Source organism: Streptomyces sp. NPDC051310 (assembly GCF_044455245.1).
GTDB lineage: Bacteria > Actinomycetota > Actinomycetes > Streptomycetales > Streptomycetaceae > Streptomyces.
The window spans coordinates 149,193-171,527 of record NZ_JBITEO010000015.1 but is presented as its reverse complement, the minus strand read 5'-3'; the positions used below and the strand labels follow the sequence as shown (position 1 = coordinate 171,527).

Annotated in this window: 19 protein-coding genes and 1 riboswitch; of the genes, 10 read left to right on the top strand and 9 right to left on the bottom strand. The window is 70.8% G+C overall.

Annotation, left to right across the window (positions count from 1 at the left end):
* Window positions 1-88 precede the first annotated feature (88 nt).
* The gene (locus ACIA79_RS22545; RefSeq protein ID WP_399430119.1) at window positions 89-1,504 is read left to right on the top strand and encodes a globin domain-containing protein; all 1,416 of its coding nucleotides are present in this window, start codon (window positions 89-91) and stop codon (window positions 1,502-1,504) included.
* A 24-nt stretch (window positions 1,505-1,528) separates the two neighbouring features.
* On the opposite strand, the gene ACIA79_RS22540 is transcribed toward ACIA79_RS22545, so the two are convergent.
* The 4 genes from ACIA79_RS22540 to ACIA79_RS22525 form a co-directional block, all read right to left on the bottom strand.
* The gene (locus ACIA79_RS22540; RefSeq protein WP_399430118.1) at window positions 1,529-2,008 is read right to left on the bottom strand and encodes an NUDIX domain-containing protein; all 480 of its coding nucleotides are present in this window, start codon (window positions 2,006-2,008) and stop codon (window positions 1,529-1,531) included.
* A 41-nt stretch (window positions 2,009-2,049) separates the two neighbouring features.
* The gene (locus tag ACIA79_RS22535; protein ID WP_399430129.1) at window positions 2,050-2,946 is read right to left on the bottom strand and encodes a LysR family transcriptional regulator; all 897 of its coding nucleotides are present in this window, start codon (window positions 2,944-2,946) and stop codon (window positions 2,050-2,052) included.
* A 231-nt stretch (window positions 2,947-3,177) separates the two neighbouring features.
* Window positions 3,178-4,308, bottom strand: coding sequence for a cystathionine gamma-lyase (locus tag ACIA79_RS22530; RefSeq protein WP_399430117.1), 1,131 nt, complete (start codon window positions 4,306-4,308; stop codon window positions 3,178-3,180).
* A gap of 29 nt (window positions 4,309-4,337) precedes the next feature.
* Window positions 4,338-4,718: a phage holin family protein gene (locus tag ACIA79_RS22525; RefSeq protein ID WP_399430116.1), complete on the bottom strand. Its 381-nt coding sequence runs from the start codon at window positions 4,716-4,718 to the stop codon at window positions 4,338-4,340.
* A 50-nt stretch (window positions 4,719-4,768) separates the two neighbouring features.
* Here ACIA79_RS22525 and ACIA79_RS22520 point away from each other — a divergent pair, with 50 nt between their 5' ends.
* The 4 genes from ACIA79_RS22520 to ACIA79_RS22505 all read left to right on the top strand — a co-directional run bounded on the left by ACIA79_RS22520 (window position 4,769) and on the right by ACIA79_RS22505 (window position 7,089).
* Window positions 4,769-5,086 carry a cupin domain-containing protein gene (locus tag ACIA79_RS22520; RefSeq protein ID WP_391516551.1) on the top strand — a complete coding sequence of 106 codons (318 nt, stop codon included), beginning with the start codon at window positions 4,769-4,771 and terminating at the stop codon, window positions 5,084-5,086.
* A 147-nt stretch (window positions 5,087-5,233) separates the two neighbouring features.
* Window positions 5,234-5,446: a DUF5326 family protein gene (locus ACIA79_RS22515; protein ID WP_399430115.1), complete on the top strand. Its 213-nt coding sequence runs from the start codon at window positions 5,234-5,236 to the stop codon at window positions 5,444-5,446.
* A 292-nt stretch (window positions 5,447-5,738) separates the two neighbouring features.
* Window positions 5,739-6,509 carry an IclR family transcriptional regulator gene (locus tag ACIA79_RS22510; protein WP_399430114.1) on the top strand — a complete coding sequence of 257 codons (771 nt, stop codon included), beginning with the start codon at window positions 5,739-5,741 and terminating at the stop codon, window positions 6,507-6,509.
* A gap of 145 nt (window positions 6,510-6,654) precedes the next feature.
* Window positions 6,655-7,089, top strand: coding sequence for an SsgA family sporulation/cell division regulator (locus tag ACIA79_RS22505; protein WP_399430128.1), 435 nt, complete (start codon window positions 6,655-6,657; stop codon window positions 7,087-7,089).
* A 2-nt stretch (window positions 7,090-7,091) separates the two neighbouring features.
* Here ACIA79_RS22505 and ACIA79_RS22500 read toward each other — a convergent pair whose 3' ends face one another.
* Window positions 7,092-8,444, bottom strand: coding sequence for a YibE/F family protein (locus tag ACIA79_RS22500; protein WP_399430113.1), 1,353 nt, complete (start codon window positions 8,442-8,444; stop codon window positions 7,092-7,094).
* Window positions 8,445-8,515: 71 nt separating this feature from the next.
* A riboswitch (TPP riboswitch) is annotated at window positions 8,516-8,650 on the top strand.
* On the opposite strand from ACIA79_RS22500, the gene thiC reads away from it, so the two are divergent.
* Window positions 8,644-10,425 carry a phosphomethylpyrimidine synthase ThiC gene (thiC, locus tag ACIA79_RS22495; RefSeq protein ID WP_399430112.1) on the top strand — a complete coding sequence of 594 codons (1,782 nt, stop codon included), beginning with the start codon at window positions 8,644-8,646 and terminating at the stop codon, window positions 10,423-10,425. It overlaps the preceding riboswitch by 7 nt.
* Window positions 10,426-10,495: 70 nt before the next feature.
* Here thiC and ACIA79_RS22490 read toward each other — a convergent pair whose 3' ends face one another.
* From ACIA79_RS22490 to ACIA79_RS22480, 3 genes are all read right to left on the bottom strand, one after another.
* Entirely contained in the window at window positions 10,496-11,323 is an 828-nt protein-coding gene (locus tag ACIA79_RS22490) for a hypothetical protein (protein ID WP_399430111.1), read from the bottom strand.
* A gap of 159 nt (window positions 11,324-11,482) precedes the next feature.
* The gene (locus ACIA79_RS22485; RefSeq protein ID WP_399430110.1) at window positions 11,483-12,580 is read right to left on the bottom strand and encodes a metallophosphoesterase; all 1,098 of its coding nucleotides are present in this window, start codon (window positions 12,578-12,580) and stop codon (window positions 11,483-11,485) included.
* A 263-nt stretch (window positions 12,581-12,843) separates the two neighbouring features.
* Window positions 12,844-13,950: a LacI family DNA-binding transcriptional regulator gene (locus ACIA79_RS22480; RefSeq protein ID WP_399430109.1), complete on the bottom strand. Its 1,107-nt coding sequence runs from the start codon at window positions 13,948-13,950 to the stop codon at window positions 12,844-12,846.
* Window positions 13,951-14,331: 381 nt separating this feature from the next.
* Here ACIA79_RS22480 and hisC point away from each other — a divergent pair, with 381 nt between their 5' ends.
* Window positions 14,332-15,450 carry a histidinol-phosphate transaminase gene (hisC, locus tag ACIA79_RS22475; protein ID WP_399430108.1) on the top strand — a complete coding sequence of 373 codons (1,119 nt, stop codon included), beginning with the start codon at window positions 14,332-14,334 and terminating at the stop codon, window positions 15,448-15,450.
* 10 nt (window positions 15,451-15,460) lie between these two features.
* Here the strand turns inward: hisC and ACIA79_RS22470 are convergent, their stop codons facing one another.
* Window positions 15,461-15,835, bottom strand: coding sequence for a cyclophilin-like fold protein (locus ACIA79_RS22470; RefSeq protein WP_399430107.1), 375 nt, complete (start codon window positions 15,833-15,835; stop codon window positions 15,461-15,463).
* 195 nt (window positions 15,836-16,030) lie between these two features.
* On the opposite strand from ACIA79_RS22470, the gene ACIA79_RS22465 reads away from it, so the two are divergent.
* From ACIA79_RS22465 to cydD, 3 genes are read left to right on the top strand one after another with little or no spacing between them, the layout of a single operon-like run.
* Window positions 16,031-17,548: a cytochrome ubiquinol oxidase subunit I gene (locus ACIA79_RS22465; RefSeq protein ID WP_399430106.1), complete on the top strand. Its 1,518-nt coding sequence runs from the start codon at window positions 16,031-16,033 to the stop codon at window positions 17,546-17,548.
* A 32-nt stretch (window positions 17,549-17,580) separates the two neighbouring features.
* Window positions 17,581-18,585 (top strand): cytochrome d ubiquinol oxidase subunit II, encoded by a 1,005-nt coding sequence (cydB, locus tag ACIA79_RS22460; protein WP_399430105.1) that lies wholly within the window; start codon window positions 17,581-17,583, stop codon window positions 18,583-18,585.
* Window positions 18,586-18,591: 6 nt separating this feature from the next.
* A complete protein-coding gene (gene cydD, locus ACIA79_RS22455; RefSeq protein ID WP_399430104.1) occupies window positions 18,592-22,221 on the top strand; it encodes a thiol reductant ABC exporter subunit CydD in 3,630 nt (1,209 codons plus the stop codon).
* The last annotated feature ends 114 nt before the right edge of the window (window positions 22,222-22,335 follow it).

Here is a 22,335-nt window from a genome sequence, read left to right as displayed (position 1 = left end):
CGCGCCCGGCGGGGGCCCCCCCCCCCCCCCCCGCCCCCCCCGCGGGGGGGGGGCGGGGGGGGCGCCCCCCCCCGCCCCCCACCAGCCCGTGGCGGCGGGGCATCCCGCCGACGAGCCCGCCGCCACGGGAGACCGGACGGCCCACGACCGGGCCGCCCAGCACCCCGAAGGTGACGAGCACACCGCTGGCGGATGCCTAACCGGCGCGTACCGTCCCCTCGGCGAGGAAGGTTCCGCCCGCGAGCAGCGTCCCGCGCAGGAGTCCACCGTGCCTTCGGTGCGGGTACCGGAACGGCGGGGACCGGAGGCGGTCGGGCCTGCTTCCGGGAGCGCCTCCGGCGCCGACAGGCCCCTCCTGCACGGCACCCCTGGCACGGCCGGCGTCGCCGAGAGCGGCTCGCCCGACGCGATACGGGTGCGGCGCACGCTCGCCGAGGTGGGCCCCGTGGCCGACAAGGTGACGTCGTACTTCTACGCCCTGCTCTTCACCCGCCATCCCGACCTGCGCTCCCTCTTCCCGGCTGCCATGGACGCCCAGCGGGACCGCCTCCTCAAAGCGCTGCTGACGGCGGCCGACCACATGGACGACGCCGAGGTGCTCAAGGAGTACCTCCAGCATCTGGGCCGCGGCCACCGCAAGTACGGCACCGAGGCCTCGCACTACCCGGCCGTCGGAGAGGCGCTCATCGGAGCCCTGAGCCGGTACGCGACGACGACGTGGGACGACGAGACCGAAGCGGCCTGGGTCCGCACGTACACCACGATCTCGCAGATCATGATCGACGCGGCGGCGGAGAACGAGCGGCATGCTCCGGCCTGGTGGCACGCCGAGGTGGTCTCGCACGACCTGAGAACGCCCGACATCGCGGTCGTCACCGTCCGGCCCGACCAGCCGTACCCCTTCCTGGCCGGCCAGTACACGAGCCTGGAGACACCGTGGTGGCCGAGGGTCTGGCGGCACTACTCGTTCGCCTCCGCACCGCGCTCGGACGGCCTGCTCAGTTTCCACGTCAAGGCGGTGCCGGCGGGGTGGGTCTCCAACGCCCTCGTCCACCACGCCCGCCCCGGTGACGTGCTGCGGCTGGGACCGCCCGCCGGCTCCATGACCGTCGACCACTCCACCGACAACGGACTGCTCTGCCTGGGCGGCGGCACCGGCATAGCGCCCATCAAGGCGCTCGTCGAGGACGTCGCCGAGCACGGTGAGCGGCGGCCCGTCGAGGTCTTCTACGGTGCCCGCACCGATCACGACCTGTACGACATCGACACGATGCTGCGGCTCCAGCAGTCGCATCCGTGGCTGGAGGTGCGGGCCATCATCGACGGCAAGGCGCAGCTGCCGGACGTGGTGCGCGAGTACGGGCCGTGGAACGAGTACGACGCCTACCTCTCCGGCCCGCCGGGCATGATCCGCAGCAGTGTCGACGCGCTGCGGGGCATCGGTGTGCCGTACGAACGGATCCGGCACGACTCGCTCGACGAGCTGGTGGCGGTGAAGAGCTGACCGGTCCGGCCGGCCGGGGGCCGGTCAGCCGAGGTCCGGCGCGTGCATCGCCCGTACGCCTTCGATGTTGCCGTCCAGGTAGTGCCGAAGCGAAAGCGGGACGAGGTTGACGGCGGCGATGCCGACGCGGCTGAAGGGGACCCGTACGATCTCGTACTCTCCCTCGGGCTCGTCCACCTCGGGGCCGTGGCGCTGGGCGGGATCCATGGATTCCAGCCGGCAGACGAAGAAGTGCTGCACCTTCACGCCCGAGACGCCGCCGTCCACGATGTGCTCGACGGTGTCGACGAAGCAGGGCACCACGTCGACGATCTTGGCGCCGAGTTCCTCGTGGACCTCGCGGTGCAGTGCGTCGACGACCGTCGAGTCCTTTGGCTCGACACCACCGCCCGGGGTCAGCCAGTACGGATCCATACCCGGCTTGGTGCGCTTGATCAGGATGAGGTCGCCACCGTCGAGCAGGATGGCGCGTGCGGTGCGCTTGACCACCGGTCGTTCGGTCATGGCTTGAAAATGGCCCGCAACGGCGCTCCTGAAACTCCCTCTCACCAGTCGACGGCAGCACGCAGCAGGGACTCGTGCGCCCGCGCGATGTGCGGCAGCGCGAGCGTGCCGGTGCGTACGACGAGGAAGTAGGTGCGTAACGGGGGCACGGGCGGATCGAGCAGGGCCACCAGCCGGCCGCGCTCCAGGTCCTGCTCGCACAGGTAGCGGGGCAGGACCGCGAGGCCGGCGCCCGAGGCGGCGGACTCCAGCACGGCGCGCAGATCGGGTGCGATGACGGTGGCGGCGGCGGCCGGCTTGGAGTCGAAGACAGCCGTCCAGTAGCGCGCGACGAACGGCAGCGACTCGTGCACCTCGACCACGGGCAGCTGCTCCAGCACGACGGCGCCCTTGCGCAGCAGGACGCCGGGGCCGAGCCGGGCGGCCCAGCGCGGCGAGGCGACCAGGACGTGCTCCTCGTCGCAGAGGGGTGTCGCGGTGAGCAGCCCGCCGCGGGGACGGGCCGTGGTGATGGCCAGGTCGTGGTGGCCGGCGGCCAGCCCCTCCAGGGTCTCCTCGGCGGTGCCCACCAGGGTGGTGCGCAGCGCGAGTCCCTGGGAGATGAGCCCGGTGAGTGCGGGAAGGGCGCGTACGGAGGTGAACTCGGGGGGCCCGGCGAGGTGCAGGGTGCGTACTCCGGTCTGCTCGTCCAGTCCGGTCTCGATGATCTCCACCAGCGCGTCCAGGTGGGGCGCAGCCCGGTGGGCGAGCTCGTCCCCGATGGTCGTCGGTGTGACGCCACGGGCCTGGCGCAGGAACAGCGGGCGGCCCAGCTGCCGCTCCAGGGTGCGGATCTGGCTGGTCACGGCGGGCTGCGAGAGGCCCAGCAGGGCGGCGGCGCGGGTGAAGGAACCCGCCCGGTGGACGGTGACGAACGTGCGCAGCAGGGCGAGGTCCACATCCACCGCCTCCCCATCGCCACGGTCACGATCGCGTCGCCTGACGGCGTCTCAGGACCGTCCAACTATAAATAAGTCGATAGGTCGCTGTCGCTACTGTGATTGGACACTGACGCAGAGTCAACTAGCCTTGTTCCACGCGGATCTGCACCAGGATCTCCGCGCGTCAAGCCAGGACGGTCCGAGCCACGAGGGGGGAGGCTCGGACCGTCCTTTCCACGGGTCCCGTACTCATTCCGCCGGCCGCGCCGCCTCGTCGAGCGCCCGCAGGACATCCGCCACCAGGTCCTCGGCGTCCTCGGCCCCGACCGAGAAGCGGATGAAGCCCTCGGGAACGGCGTCGCCGCCCCACCGGCCGCGCCGCTCAGCGGTGGACCGCACGCCGCCGAAGCTGGTCGCGTCGTCCACCAGCCGCAGCGCCTCCAGGAAGCGCTCCGCCCGCCCGCGGTCGGGCAGGACGAAGGAGACGACCGACCCGTAGTGCCACATCTGCCCCGCGGCCACCTGGTGGGAGGGGTCGCCCGGCAGCCCGGGATAGCGCAGTCCCGAGACGTCGTCGCGCCGCATCAGGGCTTCGGCCAGTACCAGCGCGTTGGCGCACTGGCGCTCGACGCGCAGCGACAGCGTGGCCAGCGACCGGTGCGCGAGCCATGCCTCCATGGGCCCGGGAATGGCCCCGGCGATCTTGCGCCAGCGCCGTACCGGGGCGGCGAGCCGCGCATCGCGGCAGGCCACATGTCCGAGCAGGATGTCACCGTGTCCGGTCATGCCCTTGGTGTCGCTGGCGACGGAGAAGTCGGCGCCCAGTTCCAGCGGACGCTGGCCGAGAGGCGTGGCGAGGGTGTTGTCGACCGCGACGAGCGCGCCCCGGTCGTGCGCGGCCGCCACCAGCCGCCGGATGTCGCAGACGTCCAGTCCCGGGTTCGACGGCGTCTCGATCCACAGCAGCCGTGCCCCGTCCAGCACGGCCAGCTGCGCGTCACCGCCGGTCGGCGCGGTGCGCACCTCGATCCCGTACGCCTCCAACTGCTCGCGCAGCAACGGCAGTGCCTGGTAGCCGTCGGACGGCAGGACGACCGCGTCGCCGGCCTTGAGCTGCGAGAACAGCACCGCCGAAATGGCGGCCATACCGGAGGCGAAGACGACGGTCTCGACGCCGTCCGGTTCGCCCGGCGCCTCCAGTTCGCCGATGGCCCGCTCCAGGTGCGTCCAGGTCGGGTTCTCGTCGCGTCCGTAGGTGTACGGGCCGGTGGGCTCGCCGGGCAGGTGGTAATGGGCGGCGAACACCGGCCCGGGCAGGGTCGGTTCGTACTTGTGTGGCTCGGGCAGGCCGGCCCGTACCGCGCGCGTTCCGTCGCCCATGCGTGCTTCCTCCATCGGTCGCCCGGCCCTCAGTCCTTGCCCTCGGGGAGAACGACGTTGAGGGCCCACGACACGACCGAGATGATCAGGCCGCCCAGGACGGCGGTCCAGAAGCCCTCGACGTGGAAGTTCAGGTCGAGCTTGTCGGCGAGCCACGAGGTCAGCAGCAGCATCAGCGCGTTCACGACCAGGGTGAACAGTCCGAGCGTGAGAATGAACAGCGGCAGCGTGAGCAGCTTCACCACCGGCTTGACCAGGACGTTCACCACGCCGAAGACGAGGGCCACCAGAACCAGGGTCAGCGCCTTCTTCCCGGTGCTGTCACCGGTCAGCGTGATGTCCTGGAGCAGCCAGATCGCCACTGCCAGGGCGCCCGCGTTCGCGATCGTCTTGACTAGGAAATTCATCATGTGTCTGATCGTGGCAGACAGCACCGGAGCGAGCGCAGGGACGGACGGGCATGAAGGCATTCCGACTGGATGAGCTGGAGGCGGAGCGCGCCGCCAACGACGGCGCGTATCTGCAGTTCCTGCGCGAGCGGAACATGTCGGTGGGCCTGTACGCGCTCGACGCCGGCGAGCTCGATCCGCAGAAGCCGCACGCCGAGGACGAGGTGTACGTCGTCGTCAGCGGCCGCGCGTCGATCACGGTCGGGATGGAGACGACGCAGGTCGGGCGGGGGAGCGTGGTGTACGTGCCGGCCGGGGTGCCGCACAAGTTCCACCACATCACCGAGGACCTGCGCGTGCTGGTGGTGTTCTCTCCGCCGGAGAGCTGACCTCCGTCCCCCGGGCTCCCTAGGGGAAGGATCAGGGGAGAGCAAGGGGCGCCGGGCCCCCGCCGGGCCCCCGGCTCACCTCTAGCATCGAGGGCGTCAGGACGTACGGACGTGCCGGTGTGCAGAGATGGGGTAGGGGCGATGGCGATGAAGGGGCTTCTGGCGGGGCTGCCGTGGTGGGTGAAGTGGGTGGCCATACCCCTGATTGCGGTGCTCGTCTTCGGAGGACTGATCGCGACCGTGGTCAGCGTGCTGATCGGGGTGCTGTTCAAGGTGCTGCTGTTCGTCGCGCTCGTGGGCGGACTGATCTACGTCGTACGGAAGTTCCTCGCTTCGTCGTCGTCCCGTAGCGACTGGTGAGCACTGCTCCGTGACCGCCGCGACCGGTGATCACGGCGCCCCCGCGGCGAACGTCGCTCCCCGCGCGACCGGCGCCTCCACGCGGCCCGCGGTGCCCGCGGCCGGCCTGCCGGCCCGGCTGCCGGCGCGGGCGTTAGCCCGGGCGGGGGAACGGAGCCGGTGAAACCCGACCTCCATGCGAGCTCTGCCGTTAGAGTGGCCAGCCTTCGCCGCCCTTGAGAAACAAGGGCGGTCGCACGCCCTGTCCGCGGTCCACGGACCGCACCGGGGGCAATCCGCCCGGGGGTGACCATTGGCCACGGCAACCAACTCAGCGGCTCCGACCCTCATCGGCTCCGTCCAGCGGGCGCTGAGACTCCTGGAGGCCGTGGGCTCCCATGCCGACGGGGCCCCAGCCAAACAGCTCGCCCGCGAGACGGGCCTGCCCCTCCCTACCGCGTACCACCTGCTGCGCACCCTCACCTACGAGGGCTATCTGCACCGCGTGGGCGGCGTGTTCGTGATCGGTGAAGCGGCCCGCCGCCTGGTGGTCGGCGAAGCACCGCAGAATCGTCGCGGCAAGATCGAGAACGTGCTGGCGCAGGTGCGGGACCGTATCGGTGTCCCGCTCTACTTCGCCGTCTACCGCGACGGTGAGATCGAGTTGCTCGCCGTGGCCGACACGCCTGCCTCGCCCGCCGTCGAGGAGTGCGCCGACTTCCGCGAAACGGGCCACGCCCACGCGATCGGCCAGTGCCTGCTCGGCCAGCTCGACGAGGAGGCCCGGCTGGACCACCTCGACCGCCACCCCGTGCAGCCGGTCACTCCGTACACCGTCCGCGACCGGAAGTCCCTGCTGGACCGTCTGGCACGCGCCGATCGGATACAGCCCTCGGTGGAACGCCAGGAGTACGCGCTCGGAACGGTCTGCGCCGCCATTCCGGTCCCGGCGGGGTCGATGAAGGCGGCCATGGCAATTTCCGTCCCCCTCCATCAGGAGGAACGGCTGTGGCCCGCTGTTGACCGGCTCCGCGGAGAAGTGGGCTGGTTGCTGCGTTCCCTCGGCGTCTCTATCAGTATCTGAAAAATCACTCCTTGTGATCCTCCAGTGCCTCCAGGACGATGACGATTGAACTAAGAGGGCGGGAAGGGATCATTACTTGCCGTTATCGGCTCCGGCCTCCATCCCATTGCTGTTCATCACTGCTTCATCCACTGCGGGGTACATGATGCACGAGTCGGTTCAGGCCGAGGTCCTGATGAGCTTCGTCGTGTCCGAGGAGCTGGCCTTCAGGATTCCGGTCGAGCTCGGGTACGACACGACGGACCCCTTCGCGGTCCGGATGACCTTCCACCTGCCCGGTGACGCACCGGTGAGCTGGACTTTCGGGCGGGAGTTGCTCCTGGACGGGATCAACGCACCGAGCGGTGACGGCGACGTGCACATCGCGCCGACCGGTCCCGAGGATCTGTCGGACGTCAGCATCCGGCTGCAGGTCGGCAGCGACCGGGCGCTGTTCCGTGCGGGCGTGCCGCCCCTGGTGGCGTTCCTCGACCGGACCGACAAGCTGGTGCCCCTGGGACAGGAGCTCACGCTCGGTGATTTCGAGCAGCACCTGGAGGAGGCACTCGGACGGATCCTCGCCGAGGAGAACGCCGGCTGAGGTCACTGCTTGCGACGACGGCCCCGTCCGCCCCGTCCGCCGCGTCCGGCCGGGGCCGCGGCGGCCGCGGGACCCGGGCCGGTGCCGGCGCCCGGCCGGTCGGCGGAGACCACCAGGGCGGCCAGCGCCGTCGTGACCGGCACGGAGGCGACCAGCCCGATGGAGCCGACGAGGGTCCGTACGATCTCCTGCGCCACCAGCTCGCTGTTGGCGACCGTCCCCACACTGCTCTCCGCGATCGAGAAGAGCAGCAGCAGGGGCAGTGCCGCACCCGCGTACGCCAGGACCAGCGTGTTGACCACGGAGGCGATGTGGTCGCGTCCGATGCGGATACCGGCCCGGTACAGGGCGCGGGGGCCCATCTTCGGGTCGGCCTGGTGCAGTTCCCACACCGCGGACGTCTGGGTCACGGTCACGTCGTCGAGGACACCGAGGGAACCGATGATGACGCCGGCCAGCAGCAGACCCGACATGTCGATGTTCGGGTAGAGCCCGTGGATCAGACCGGTGTAGTCGTCGGTGTTGCCCGTGAGGGACGCCCACCCGATGAAGGCCGAGCCCAGCAGCCCGATCAGCAGCAGTGAGATGAGGGTGCCCAGCACGGCGACCGAGGTGCGGGCGGTGAGGCCGTGGCACAGGTACAGCGCCATCAGCATGATGGCGCTCGCCCCCACCACCGCCACGACCAGCGGGTTCGAGCCCTGGAGGATGGCCGGGAGGATGAAGACGGTCAGCACGACGAAGCTCGCCGCCAGGGCGATCAGCGCCATCACGCCGCGCATCCGGCCGACGGCCACCACCGCCAGGGCGAAGATCCCGGCGAGGATCGCCACCGGCATCCTGCGGTCGACGTCGGTGACCGAGTACTGGAGGTCGCGGGGCGCGTCGGGCGCGTACGCCACCACCACGCCCTGCCCCTGGTCGAGTTGGCGGGGCGAGTCCGGCTGCACGACCTCGACGAACCGGCGGCCCCGGTCCTTGCCCGTGGTGACCTCGACCGTCGCCTTCGCGCACTTCCCCTGCTGGGCGTTGACCGCCTCCCGGCCCTCCGGTGTCGTCGTGTCCCCGGTGGGCGGGACCTGCGCCGCGTTCACGTCCTTGCAGTCCACCCGCTCGACGCGGACGACCGTGCCCTGCTCGGTCTGCCGGTCGAAGCCCACACCCGTGCGCTCGTGGGCAGGCGCGCCACCTGGCCACAGCAGGGCGAGACCCACGACGACCGCCGTGGCGAAGGGGATCAGTACGGCCGCGATGACCTTGCGCAGATGCTGGGAGACGGGCGCGGCAGGGCCATGGCTGTGCGTATGACCGTGCGCATGCCGGTCCGGCTCGGGTGTCTCGTGCGTGGAAGTCACCGACCGATCATCGCAAGAACCGAGGGGGCCCTCTGTTCAGCGTGGCCGGAAGGACGCTAGCGTGGTGACACCTTTGCACACGCGGGAGCTCGGAGCACCGGGCTGAGAGGGCGCTGAAATCCGTACGAAGAGTACGGAAACGGCTGCGTCGACCGCCGAACCTGTTACCGGGTAATGCCGGCGTAGGGAGTAGGTCACGATGACCGTTCAGGACGCACGCACGCCTGCCTCGAATCGGAACGACGAGGCCGGGAAGTCCGTCGGATGGCACAAGGGGTACATCGAGGGTTCGCGCCCCGACCTTCGCGTGCCGGTCCGCAAGGTGCACCTCACCAACGGCAAGGACGTGACGCTGTACGACACGTCAGGGCCGTACACCGACCCGAGCGTCGAGACGGACGTACGCCGCGGCCTGCCGCCGTTGCGGGAGAACTGGATCATCGGGCGCGGCGACACCGAGGAGTACTCCGGCCGGCCGGTCCGCCCGGAGGACGACGGGATCAAGCACACCTCGCCGCGCGGCGGGCTGCGCAACCTCGACGCCGTCTTCCCGGGCCGGCCCCGCCAGCCCCGCCGGGGCCGTGACGGGCAGGCGGTCACGCAGCTCGCGTACGCCCGCCGCGGCGAGATCACGCCGGAGATGGAGTACGTCGCGCTCCGCGAGAACGTCTCCCCGGAGGTGGTGCGCGAGGAGATCGCGGCCGGGCGCGCGGTACTGCCGGCCAACGTCAACCACCCGGAGATCGAGCCGATGATCATCGGCAAGCGGTTCCTGGTGAAGGTCAACGCCAACATCGGCAACTCCGCCGTCACGTCCTCCATCGAGGAGGAGGTGGAGAAGATGACCTGGGCGACCCGCTGGGGTGCCGACACCGTCATGGACCTCTCCACCGGCCGGAACATCCACACCACCCGCGAGTGGGTGCTGCGCAACTCCCCCGTGCCGATCGGTACCGTGCCGCTCTACCAGGCCCTGGAGAAGGTCGACGGCAAGGCCGAGGAACTGACCTGGGAGATCTACAAGGACACGGTCATCGAGCAGGCCGAGCAGGGCGTCGACTACATGACGGTGCACGCCGGAGTCCTGCTGCGGTACGTGCCGTTGACCGCGCGCCGCAAGACCGGCATCGTCTCCCGCGGCGGTTCGATCATGGCTGCGTGGTGCCTGGCGCACCACAAGGAGTCGTTCCTGTACGAGAACTTCGAGGAGCTCTGCGAGATCCTCGCCGCGTACGACGTGACGTACTCGCTCGGTGACGGTCTGCGGCCCGGCTCGATCGCCGACGCCAACGACGAGGCGCAGTTCGCCGAACTGCGCACGCTGGGCGAGCTCAACCGGATCGCCAAGCGGTACAACGTGCAGACGATGATCGAGGGCCCGGGCCACGTCCCGATGCACAAGATCAAGGAGAACATCGACCTCCAGCAGGAGATCTGCGAGGAGGCGCCGTTCTACACGCTCGGCCCGCTGACCACCGATGTGGCGCCGGCGTACGACCACATCACGTCGGGCATCGGTGCTGCCATGATCGCCTGGTGGGGCACCGCGATGCTCTGCTACGTGACGCCCAAGGAGCACCTGGGGCTGCCCAACCGTGACGACGTGAAGACCGGTGTCATCACGTACAAGATCGCGGCGCACGCGGCCGACCTGGCCAAGGGCCACCCCGGGGCGCAGGAGTGGGACGACGCCCTGTCGGACGCGCGCTTCGAGTTCCGCTGGGAGGACCAGTTCAACCTGGCCCTCGACCCGGACACCGCAAGGGAGTTCCACGACGAGACGCTGCCCGCGGAGCCCGCCAAGACCGCCCACTTCTGCTCCATGTGCGGTCCGAAGTTCTGCTCGATGAAGATCTCGCAGGACATCCGGCGGGAGCACGGCGGCGATCTGAAGCAGGACGAGATCCAGGCGGGGATGGCGGAGAAGTCCGCCGAGTTCGCCGCTGCGGGGAACCGGGTCTATCTGCCGCTGGCGGACTGACCCCGGCCGCGCGGACGCGGCGACGCATCCTCGAACGGATGTTTCACGTGAAACGGCGCCGGGGCACCGGTCAGTCCGGCTGGTGCTCCGGGCCGCCGAAGTCCGGGCTGGTGAAGTCCGGGCTGGTGAACGTGGGACGCGCCGCCGTGCCGCCCTCGCTCGGGCTGGAGAAATCGGGGCCGCTGTAACCGACCTTCGGCAGCTGCCCGACCTTGCGCGGAGGGACCCCGGAGGCCGGGTCCGCGCTCGGATCGGCCAGGGCGTCCCGCAGGAACGGCATGATGCCGCGTTCGAGCAGGGCGTGCCGCCAGGCCTCTCTCGCGCGGGCGATCTCGTCGGGCAGGTCGTCGCCCCCTTCATGGGCGGGCACCTGCGTGGAGCTGTTGCGCAGGGCCGTGACCAGCAGGCCGACGGCGGCGACCAGGATCCCCAGCGCCGTGACCGCGGCGAAGAACCAGCCGGCCGTCAGCAGCGGTTTGGCGAAGGACGGCGCCGGGTCGAGGGCCATCAGCAGATAGCCGACCAGCAGGAAGATGACCGCGGCGGTGCCGGCGAGCACCGGGGCCAGGACGGTGACGACGACACCGAGTCCGGCTCCGGCGCCGGTCGCCGTGTCGTCGTCGGTGGCGGCGGACAGCACGGAGCCGATGGTGGAGGTGGGTGCGGGCGTACGCGCTTCCTCGCGCACCTGCACGAAGTGGTCGTACTCGGTCGCGGCGGCCTGGGTGATCAGTGCCGTCGCGTTCAGGGCCATGGTGCGCAGTTGTTCGGCGTTGAGCCGCTTGCCGAGCGCGTCGAGTTCCGGACGTTCGTGCGCATTGCGCAGTGCCTCGTCGAGGAGGCGCTCGTACTCGGAGCGGTCCTCGGTCAGCAGGTGCGGAGCGCTTTTCATGTGCATCCCCCGATGCTCCGTAGGGCCTGTTTGCCCGCGTAGAACGGGCAGTCGGGCGGAAACGGAGGAGAGCCTGCTACGGATAAGCCGATGGTAGAGCGGTTACGGCAAAGGGTGACAGGGGAATTCCGGAAATCGCCTGTCCCGGCTCCGCTGCGTGATGTCTCAGGGGGAGAGCGGGAGTTGGACGACCAGCAGCTTTCCGGCCATGGTCACACCGCCGTCCATGGCGATGGCGAGGCCGTCGGCGTACACGTGCGGCCCGGCGACCGAAGGGCCGGCGCTGTCCTCGCCGTCCTCGGAGCCCACCTCGCCCAGGAGGTAGGGGATGGGGCTGTGGCCGTGCACGACACGCTCCCCGCCGTAGGCGTCGAGCAGTTCCCGTACGGCCAGGGGGCCGCCCTCGTCGCGGAAGGCGAAGCGCTTGGTGAGCTTGCGGAACAGGTCCCAGCACTCGTCGGCGTCGTTGCGGGTGAGGACCTCGTGGACGGTGTCGTTGACGTCCTCGACGGTGGAGCCGTACTCCAGGTAGGCGGTGGTGTCGGAGTGGAGGAGCAGGTGCCCGTCCTCCTCGACCACCGCGTCCAGCCGGGACATCCACTGGAGGTGAACGTCCTGGAGACGGTCCATGTCGCTCTTCTGGCCACCGTTGAGCAGCCAGGCGGCCTGGAAAGTGGCGGTGCCGGCACCGGAGTTGACGGGGGTGTCCCCGAACCGCTTGGCACCGATCAGCAGCAGCTCGTGGTTGCCCATGAGCGCCTTGCAGTAGCCGCCCGCGGCCGCGGCCTCGGCGGACAGCCGCATGACGAGGTCGATGACGCCGATGCCGTCGGGGCCGCGGTCGGTGAAGTCGCCGAGGAACCAGAGCCGGGCGTTGCCCGCGGCCCAGCGTCCTTCGGCGTCGATGAGGCCCTGCTCGCGCAGCGCGGTGACCAGCTCGTCGAGGTAACCGTGCACATCGCCGACCACGTACAGCGGGCCGGGGCCGGTCTGGGGATCGGGGGCGGTGGCGGGCGCCGGGGCGGGGGCCTTCGGCGGGTCGACGGTCACCTGCACGGTGTCGCCCCGGTTGATCACCGGCAGATCCCGCTCCGTCGGCGTGTAGCCCTCGGGGAACTCGCCCTCCGGGAAGGCGTTGCCGGGGTGTGCGGCGTGGTCCTGCACCGGCACCTGGGCGTACGGCGGCACGCGGAAGTCACGCAACGTCGCCGTCCGCACCACGGGTCCTTGACCGGCCCCCTGAGTCATCGACCCCTCCACCACCGTCGCGACGCCCTACACCTGGCAGACCGGCCTGGTCGGGGCGGTCCGCGGTGTCGTCCGCCCATCATAGGAATGAGGCCCGAGCTGTGTGACGCACCAGGGGTGGTGAATCCGGGTGCACCCCCGGGTTCACTGGTTGTTTTGCCCCGGTTGGGGAGGTATGCCCCCGTCTCTGTCGCTGTCCCTGCTCGTGTCCCTGCCCCGGGCCTGTCGCCGACGCGTCGCCGACCCGTCCGTGGCTCCGCCCCGCCCGGTGGCCGGAGTCACTCCTGTGACGGCGACCTGGGCGGACTGACGGTCGTGCGGGTGGAGCGCCGCTGGGAGGACGTCCGGACGATGAGCTCCGTCGGTATCACCTGCTCGACCGGCCGGTCGGCGTCGATGCCCTCGATGGCGTCGATGAGCAGCTGGACGACCGCGGTGCCGATCCGGCGCGGTTTGAGGGACAGCGTGGTGATGGGCGGCTCGGTGGCGGCGTACACCGTGGATTCGCTGCAGCACACGAGCAACAGGTCGTCGGGGACGCGCAGGCCGTAGCGCCGTGCCGCGGCGAGCAGGTCGGTGCCGTTGGGGTCGAAGAGGCCGTAGACGGCGTCGGGGCGGTCGGGGCGGGCGAGCAGCCGGTCGGCGGCGACGGCCCCGGCGCACGGGTCGTGGGCCGGGTAGGCCTCGTACACCGGGTCCTGGCCCACGCGCTCGCACCAGCTGAGGTACGCGCTGGTGGAGAGGCGGGTGTACGTGTCGGTGCTGGTGCCGGTGAGGAGGCCGATCCGGCGGGCGCCGGCGGCCGCGAGATGGTCGAGCAGATCGAGTACGGCGGCTTCGTGGTCGTTGTCGACCCAGGCGGTGACCGGGAGCGTTCCGGCGGGGCGGCCGTCGGAGACGACGGGCAGGCCCTGGCGGACGAGCTCCGTGACCACCGGGTCGTGGTCGGAGGGGTCGATGACGACGGTGCCGTCGAGGGCGACGTTCGACCAGACGTCATGGCGTGAGGTGGCGGGCAGGATGACCAGGGCGTAGCCGCGGGCGAGCGCGGCGGAGGTGGCGGCCCTGGCCATCTCGGCGAAGTAGGCGAATTCGGTGAAGGTGAAAGGTTCATCCCCGTAGGTCGTCACCGTCAGGCCGATGAGGCCGGACTTGCCGGTACGGAGCGTGCGGGCCGCGGCCGACGGGCGGTAGCCCAGCCGGTCGGCGACCTCGCGGACATGGCGGCGGGTGGCGTCCGGGAGCCGGCCCTTGCCGTTGAGCGCGTCGGAGACAGTCGTGATGGAGACTCCGGCTGCGGCGGCCACGTCCCGGATGCCCGCTCGACCCTGCCGGCTTCCCCGGGTCTGTGCCCGGCTCACCTGGTGCTTCCCTGCTGCTGTCATGGCGAGCCGATAGTAGGGCGATGGCGGGCGGTTGAGCCGGTCGCATATTCACTCGTTGACAGGCACGTTTCTGCATGGTCCCCCCGCCCTAATCGCCTTGTTTTTCAAGGCAGTTGGGGGTTACTGCTTGGTGCCGCGAGATGTCGGTACGTACGGTCCGGCCACATGGCCGAGGTTTCGGTGAGGACTCAACTCACCTCTACGGGGGATGCGCGCCACGGCGTGAGCCACCGGCGCGCGCCACCCCGGAGAGCGCTCCCCCCCTGCCCGGCGACCCGGGTGCGGGCGTGTCGCATTCGTGGCCCTGAAGCCATTCGCACGGCGGCGGAATCCTCATAGGGTGAGAAGTATTGGTGGTACGCACGGTCGAGGAGGACCACAGTGAGCGAGACGAGCGGGAAGAGCGGCGCGAGCGGCACGGGCCCGAAGCTGCGGGCCGCGCTGGACGGCATTCCCACGTACAAGCCGGGCAAGCCCGCCGTCAGTGCCGGTGAGGGCAAGCCGGTCGCCTACAAGCTGTCCTCCAACGAGAACCCGTACCCGCCGCTGCCCGGCGTGCTGGAGTCGGCGATGGCCGCCGCGGGCTCTTTCAACCGCTACCCCGACGCGGCGTGCACCGGGCTGATGGCCGAGATCTCCGAGCGCTTCGGGGTGCCGGTGACGCACCTGGCCACCGGCACCGGCTCGGTGGGCGTGGCGCAGCAGCTCGTCCAGAGCACCGCCGGCCCGGGCGACGAGGTGCTGTACGCCTGGCGCTCCTTCGAGGCGTACCCGATCATCGCGCGGATCAGCGGGGCCACTCCGGTGCAGGTCCCGCTGACCGAGGGCGATGTGCACGACCTGGACGCGATGGCGGATGCGATCACCGACCGGACGCGGCTGATTTTCGTCTGCAACCCCAACAACCCCACGGGCACGGTGGTGCGCCGGGCCGAGCTGGAGCGGTTCCTGGACCGGGTGCCGTCCGATGTGCTGGTGGTGCTGGACGAGGCGTACCGCGAGTTCATCCGGGACCCCGAGGTGCCGGACGGGATCGAGATCTACCGCGACCGGCCGAATGTGGCCGTCCTGCGGACGTTCTCCAAGGCCTACGGGCTGGCCGGGCTCCGGGTGGGCTTCGCCATCGCCCACGAGCCGGTCGCCGCGGCCCTGCGCAAGACGGCGCTGCCCTTCAGCGTCAGCCAGCTCGCGCAGGACGCGGCGGTGGCCTCGCTGCGCGCCGAGGACGAACTGCTGGGGCGCGTGGGCTCCTTGGTGTGCGAGCGCACGCGGGTCTACGACGGGCTGGTGGCCCAGGGCTGGACGGTGCCCGAGACGCACGCCAACTTCGTCTGGCTGCGGCTGGGCGAGGCGACCGAGGGTTTCGCGGCGGCCTGCGACGAGGCCGGTGTGGTCGTGCGGCCGTTCGCCGGTGAGGGCGTGCGGGTGACGATCGGCGAGAGCGAGGCCAACGACATCTTCCTGCGGGTGGCGGAGTCCTACCGCAAGGAGAGGTTCTGACGGACACCCCCTAGTCGGTCACCAGCTCGACGCGCACCGGGTCGCCGTCGCGGACGGTGGCGAGGACGCGCGGGTCGGCGTCGAGCCGGCCCAGGACGTTGCACGGGCTCGCGAGGCGGCATTCGTCGCCCCGCGAGATCGGTGTGGGCCCGTACGGCAGGGCCAGCGCGTCGCCCTCGGTCCAGAAGGCGACGGTGCCCGGTTCCACCACCTGGCGGGCGTCCGCCTCCAGCGCGGTGGAGACGGGGGTGTCGAAGTAGACCTCCTCGCCCCACGTGCGGGCGGTGGAGGTGATCGGGAGGACCCCTGCGAGCGCCTTGCTCGTGGGGGTTTCCCCGATGGTCGCGGTCGTGTGGCCCGCAGGCCAAGAGATACGTATCTGCACCCGCAGGATTCAACAAGATGTTGAAGTTTTCCGGTAGGGGTACCCCCGGGTACCGCTACGGATTTCGTGTGAGTCATAATTGCTTGTGATTGTGAACGCATTCACAAGCTCGCCTGGTTCCTCCCGTGATCCACCGGAATCGGGTGGGCGGTGGGGGCGCACGACGACCCGGCACGGCCGTAAGGAGAAGATGTCGTGGACCTGGCTCTGGCGCCAGAGACGCTGGCGCGGTGGCAGTTCGGTATCACTACCGTCTACCACTTCCTCTTCGTTCCCCTGACGATCTCCCTCGCCGCCCTCACTGCCGGTCTGCAGACCGCCTGGGTGCGGACGGAGAAGGAGAAGTACCTCAAGGCGACGAAGTTCTGGGGAAAGCTGTTCCTGATCAATATCGCGATGGGTGTCGTCACCGGCATCGTGCAGGAGTTCCAGTTCGGCATGAACTGGTCCGACTACTCGCGCTTCGTCGGTGACGTCTTCGGCGCGCCGCTCGCCTTCGAGGCGCTCATCGCCTTCTTCTTCGAGTCGACGTTCATCGGGCTGTGGATCTTCGGCTGGGACAAGCTGCCGAAGAGGATCCACCTGGCCTGTATATGGATGGTGTCGATCGGCACCATCCTGTCCGCGTACTTCATCCTGGCGGCGAACTCCTGGATGCAGCACCCGGTCGGCTACCGGATCAATCCGGCGACCGGGCGGGCCGAGCTGACCGACTTCTGGGCCGTGCTCAGCCAGAACACCACCGTGACCCAGGTCTTCCACACCATGTCCGCGGCCTTCCTCACCGGTGGCGCGTTCATGGTCGGCATCGCCGCGTTCCACCTGGCCCGCAGGAAGCACGTCCCGGTCATGAAGACCTCGCTGCGGCTCGGCCTGGTCACCGTCGTGATCGGCGGCATGCTGACCGCGATCAGCGGCGACTTCCTCGGCAAGGTCATGTACCAGCAGCAGCCGATGAAGATGGCCGCGGCCGAGGCGCTGTGGGACGGCGAGAGCCCCGCACCCTTCTCGATCTTCGCGTACGGAGACGTCGACAAGGGGCACAACAAGGTCGCCGTCGAGATACCCGGCCTGCTGTCCTTCCTCGCGCACAGCGACTTCGAGTCGTACGTCCCCGGCATCAACGACACCAACGAGGCGCTCCAGGAGAAGTACGGTCCCGGCGACTACCGACCCAACATCCCCGTGGCGTACTGGGGATTCCGGTGGATGATCGGCTTCGGCATGGCGTCCTTCTCGCTCGGGCTCCTCGGGCTGTGGCTGACCCGCAAGCGGTTCCTGCTGCCGAAGGGGCTGCGGGTGGGCGACGACGAGGTGCCGAATCTGGTGCTTCTCCGCAAGCCCCTGAGCCCCAAGCTCACCAAGCTGTACTGGCTGGGCGCCCTGTGGACGCTGGGCTTCCCGCTCATCGCCAACTCGTGGGGCTGGATCTTCACCGAGATGGGGCGCCAGCCGTGGGTGGTGTACGGGGTGCTGCGCACGCGGGACGCGGTCTCCCCCGGTGTCTCCCAGGCCGAGGTGCTCACCTCGATGATCGTCTTCACCGCGCTCTACGCCGTGCTCGCCGTGATCGAGGTCAAGCTCCTCGTCAAGTACGTGAAGGCCGGGCCCCCCGAGCTCACCGAGTCCGACCTCAACCCGCCCACCAGGATCGGCGGCCACGACCGCGACGCCGATCGTGAAGCCGACCGGCCGATGGCCTTCTCGTACTGATGGCCCTCCACTCAAGGACTGGGAGCTGAGGCATGGAACTCCACGACGTCTGGTTCGTCGTCATCGCCGTCCTGTGGACGGGCTACTTCTTCCTGGAGGGATTCGACTTCGGAGTCGGTGTCCTGACCAAGCTGCTCGCCCGGAACCGGGTCGAGAAGCGGGTGCTCATCAACACCATCGGGCCCGTCTGGGACGGCAACGAGGTGTGGCTGCTGACCGCCGGCGGTGCGACCTTCGCCGCCTTCCCGGACTGGTACGCCACGCTCTTCTCCGGCTTCTACCTGCCGCTGCTGCTCATCCTGGTCTGCCTGATCGTGCGCGGTGTCGCCTTCGAGTACCGCGCCAAGCGGCCCGAGGAGCGGTGGCAGCACAACTGGGAGCAGGCGATCTTCTGGACCTCCCTCATCCCCGCGTTCCTGTGGGGCGTGGCCTTCGGCAACATCGTGCGGGGCGTGAAGATCGACGCGTCCAAGGAGTACGTCGGAACGCTCTTCGACCTGCTCAACCCGTATGCCCTGCTGGGCGGACTGGTGACCCTGACGCTGTTCACCTTCCACGGCACGGTCTTCACCGCGCTGAAGACGGTCGGTGACATCCGGGTCCGGGCGCGGAAGCTCGCGCTCACGCTGGGACTGGTCACCGCCGCTCTGGCGCTCGGCTTCCTGAGCTGGACGCAGCTCTCGCGCGGGGACGGTACGAGCCTGGTGGCCATGGCCGTGGCCGTGGTGGCCCTGGTCGGGGCCGTCGGGGCCATCAAGGCGGGGCGTGAGGGATGGTCGTTCGCGCTGTCGGGCATCACGATCGCGGCCGCCGTCGCGATGCTCTTCCTGACGCTCTTCCCGAACGTCATGCCGTCCTCGCTGAACCCGGACTGGAGCCTCACGGTCACCAACTCGGCCTCCAGCCCCTACACGCTCAAGATCATGAGCTGGTGCGCGGCTGTCGCCACGCCGTTGGTGCTGCTGTACCAGGGCTGGACGTACTGGGTGTTCCGCAAGCGGATCGGCACCCAGCACATCGCCGACGCCGCTCACTAGTGGGGAATGTTTCACGTGAAACCGATCGACCCGCGTCTTCTCCGGTACGCCCGTGCCACCCGGCTCTTCCTGGTCGGCGTGGTGGTGCTCGGCCTGCTCGGTGCGGGACTGGTGGTCGCCCAGGCGATGCTCATCGCCGAGGTGGTGGTGGGCGCCTTCCAGCGGGGGCTTGACGTCTCCGGATCGATGGCGCCCCTGGGGCTGCTGGCGGCGGTCTCCGTGGGACGGGGGCTGGTGGCCTGGCTGACCGAGCTCGCCGCCCACCGGGCCGCCGCCGCGGTCAAGTCCGAGCTGCGCGGGCGGCTGCTGGAGCGTTCGGCCGCGCTGGGGCCCGGGTGGCTGAGCCGGCAGCGGGTGGGGTCGCTGGTGGCGCTGGCCACCCGGGGAGTGGACGCGCTCGACGACTACTTCGCGCGATACCTGCCGCAACTGGGGCTGGCCGTGGTGGTGCCGGTCGCGGTCCTGGCCCGGATCGTCACCGAGGACTGGGTGTCGGCGGCCATCATCGTGGGGACCCTGCCGCTGATCCCGGTCTTCATGGTGCTCATCGGCTGGGCCACCCAGGCCCGCATGGACCGGCAGTGGAAGCTGCTGTCGCGGCTGTCCGGGCACTTCCTGGACGTGGTGGCCGGTCTGCCGACCCTGAAGGTGTTCGGCCGGGCGAAGGCACAGGCGGAGTCGATCAGGGCGATCACCTCGGAGTACCGGCAGGCGACGGTGCGGACGCTGCGGATCGCGTTCCTGTCGTCCTTCGCGCTGGAGCTGCTGTCCACGCTGTCGGTCGCCCTGGTGGCGGTCGGCGTCGGTATGCGGCTGGTCCACGGGGACCTGGACCTCTTCACGGGGCTCGTCATCCTGATCCTGGCGCCCGAGGCGTACCTGCCGCTGCGGCAGGTGGGGGCGCAGTACCACGCGGCGGCGGAGGGGCTGTCGGCGGCGGAGGAGATCTTCGCCGTACTGGAGACCCCGGTACGGGACACGGGCGCCGGAGCCGCGCCGGCCTCGGTGCGCATCGAGCTGGACGGTGTCACCGTGCGCCACCCGGGCCGGGCGGAGCCGTCGCTGGACGCGGCGTCGCTGGTCGTCCGGCCGGGCGAGACGGTCGCGCTGGTCGGGCCGAGCGGGGCGGGCAAGTCCACGCTGCTGGATGTGGTGCTGGGCTTCGTGGAGCCCGTGGCCGACGGTGGCCGGGTCCTGGTCGGGGGTGCCGACCTCCGGTCGCTGGACCTGGACCGGTGGCGGGAACGCGTCGCGTGGGTGCCGCAACGGCCGTACCTCTTCGCCGGGACCATCGCGGAGAACGTGCGGCTGGCCCGGCCCGACGCCGATGACGCGGCGGTGGCGCGGGCGCTGCGCGACGCGGGCGCGGCCGCGTTCGTCGACGCCCTTCCGGCGGGTGCGGGGACGGTGCTGGGCGAGGACGGCGCCGGCCTGTCGGCGGGCCAGCGGCAGCGGCTCGCCCTCGCGCGGGCGTTCCTCGCGGACCGGCCGGTGCTGCTGCTCGACGAGCCGACGGCGGCGCTGGACGGTGAGACCGAGGCGGCGGTGGCCGACGCGGTGCGGCGGCTCGCCGCAGGGCGGACCGTGCTGCTGGTGGTGCACCGGCCGGCGCTGCTGGCGCTGGCGGACCGGGTGGTCGAACTGCGGGTCTCCCCCGCCGGGAGCCCCGGCGGGGTCCTCGCCAAGAGGGAACCCCGGGCCGGGGTCGCGGCCGGACCGGGGAGCCCTTCGGGGAGTGACTCCAGGGACGCGGCGACCGCGGAGGACACATACGCGGGACGCGGTGGCCAGGACGGTGCTGCGGCCCCCCTCCTGGGATCGGGCCCTGGACCCGGACCGGAAGCCTCAGGGCACCCGGACGACACGTCCGGCGCGGCGGCTCCGGGCCGCGGAGTGCTGGGCCGGATCCGGGACACGGCGGGGGAGTGGCGGGGCCGGCTGTGGGCGGCGCTCGCGCTCGGAAGCCTGGCCCTGGGGTCGGCCGTGGGCCTCATGGCCGTGTCCGGATGGCTGATCTCACGGGCCTCCGAACAACCGCCCGTGCTGTACCTGATGGTGGCCGTGACGGCGACGCGCGCGTTCGGCATCGGGCGGGCCGTGTTCCGGTACGCCGAGCGTCTGGTGTCGCACGACACCGTGCTGCGCATGCTCGCCGATCTCCGGGTCGCCGTGTACTGCAGGCTGGAGCGTGTCGCGCCCGCCGGGCTGCGCACGGCGCGCCGCGGTGACCTCCTGTCGCGGCTCGTCGCCGACGTGGACGCCCTCCAGGACTACTGGCTCCGCTGGCTGCTGCCTGCCGGGAGCGCGGCGGTCGTGGGCGCGGGCGCCGTCGCCTTCACCGGGTGGCTGCTGCCCGAGGCCGGTCTCGTCCTGGCCCTCGGCCTGATGGCCGCCGGGGTCGGCGTGCCGCTGCTCAGCGGTGCCTGCGCACGCAGGGCCGAGCGGCGCCTCGCCCCCGCGCGTGGTGCGCTGGCGGTGAGGATCGTCGACCTGATGCGCGGCTGCGCCGAGCTCACGGTCTCCGGGGCCCTGGGGAGCCGTATGGAGCGGGTGCGGGAGGCCGACCGCACGCTCACCCGCATCGCAGGGCGTCAGGCCACCGCCACCGCGCTCGGCGGCGGGCTGTCCGCGCTGGTCACCGGCCTGACGGTGGCGGCTGCGGCGCTCGTGGGGGTGCAGGCGGTACGGGACGGACGAATAGAGGGCCTGACGCTGGCGGTCGTCGTCCTCACACCGCTCGCGGCGTTCGAGACGGTCGCCGGACTCCCCCTGGCCGTCCAGTACCACCAGCGCGTCAAGCGCAGTGCCGAGCGGGTCTACGAGGTGCTCGACGCGCCCGTCCCCGTACAGGAGCCGCTGCGGCCGACGGCGCCGCCGGCGGGGCCGTTCCCGCTGGAGGTGTGCGGGCTCGCCGCCCGGTACCCCGGCCAGGACCGGGACGCCCTCGCCGGATTCACGCTGCGGCTGGAGGCGGGGCGCCGGGTCGCCGTCGTCGGCGCGTCGGGCTCGGGCAAGACCACCGTGGCGCAGGTGCTGCTGCGCTTCCTGGACGCCCGGGCGGGCACGTACCGGATCGGTGGTGTGGACGCGACCGCGCTCGACGGTGACGACGTACGCCGTGTCGTCGGGCTGTGTGCCCAGGACGCGCACATCTTCGACAGCACGGTCCGCGAGAACCTGCGTCTGGCCCGTCCCGGTGCCGACGACGCCGACCTGCGCGGCGCCCTGGACCGGGCCCGGCTGCTGGACTGGGTCGACGCGCTGCCCGACGGCCTGGACACCCTCGTGGGGGAGCACGGCGCCCAGCTGTCGGGCGGTCAGCGCCAGCGGCTGGCGCTCGCCCGGGCACTGCTGGCCGACTTCCCCGTCCTCGTCCTCGACGAGCCGGCCGAGCACCTCGACCTCGCCACGGCCGACGCGCTCACCGACGACCTGCTGCGGGCGACCGAGGGACGCACCACCGTGCTGATCACCCACCGGCTCAAAGGCCTCGACGCGGTCGACGAGGTCGTCGTCCTGGACGACGGCCGGACCGTACAGCACGGCCCGTACGCGGAACTCGCTGCGGTCGACGGGCCGCTGGGGCGCATGCTGGAGCGTGAGCGGGCGGCGGAGGGCCTGCGGGAGCCGGCCTGATCGACAGGACCTAGGCCGGGTGGCGTACGGACGTAGACCGGTCGGCGGTAGGAGACGCCCGGGTGCACGGGAAGCGGTGCCGGCGGCGTCACCATCCCTGCATGGTTCTCCGTC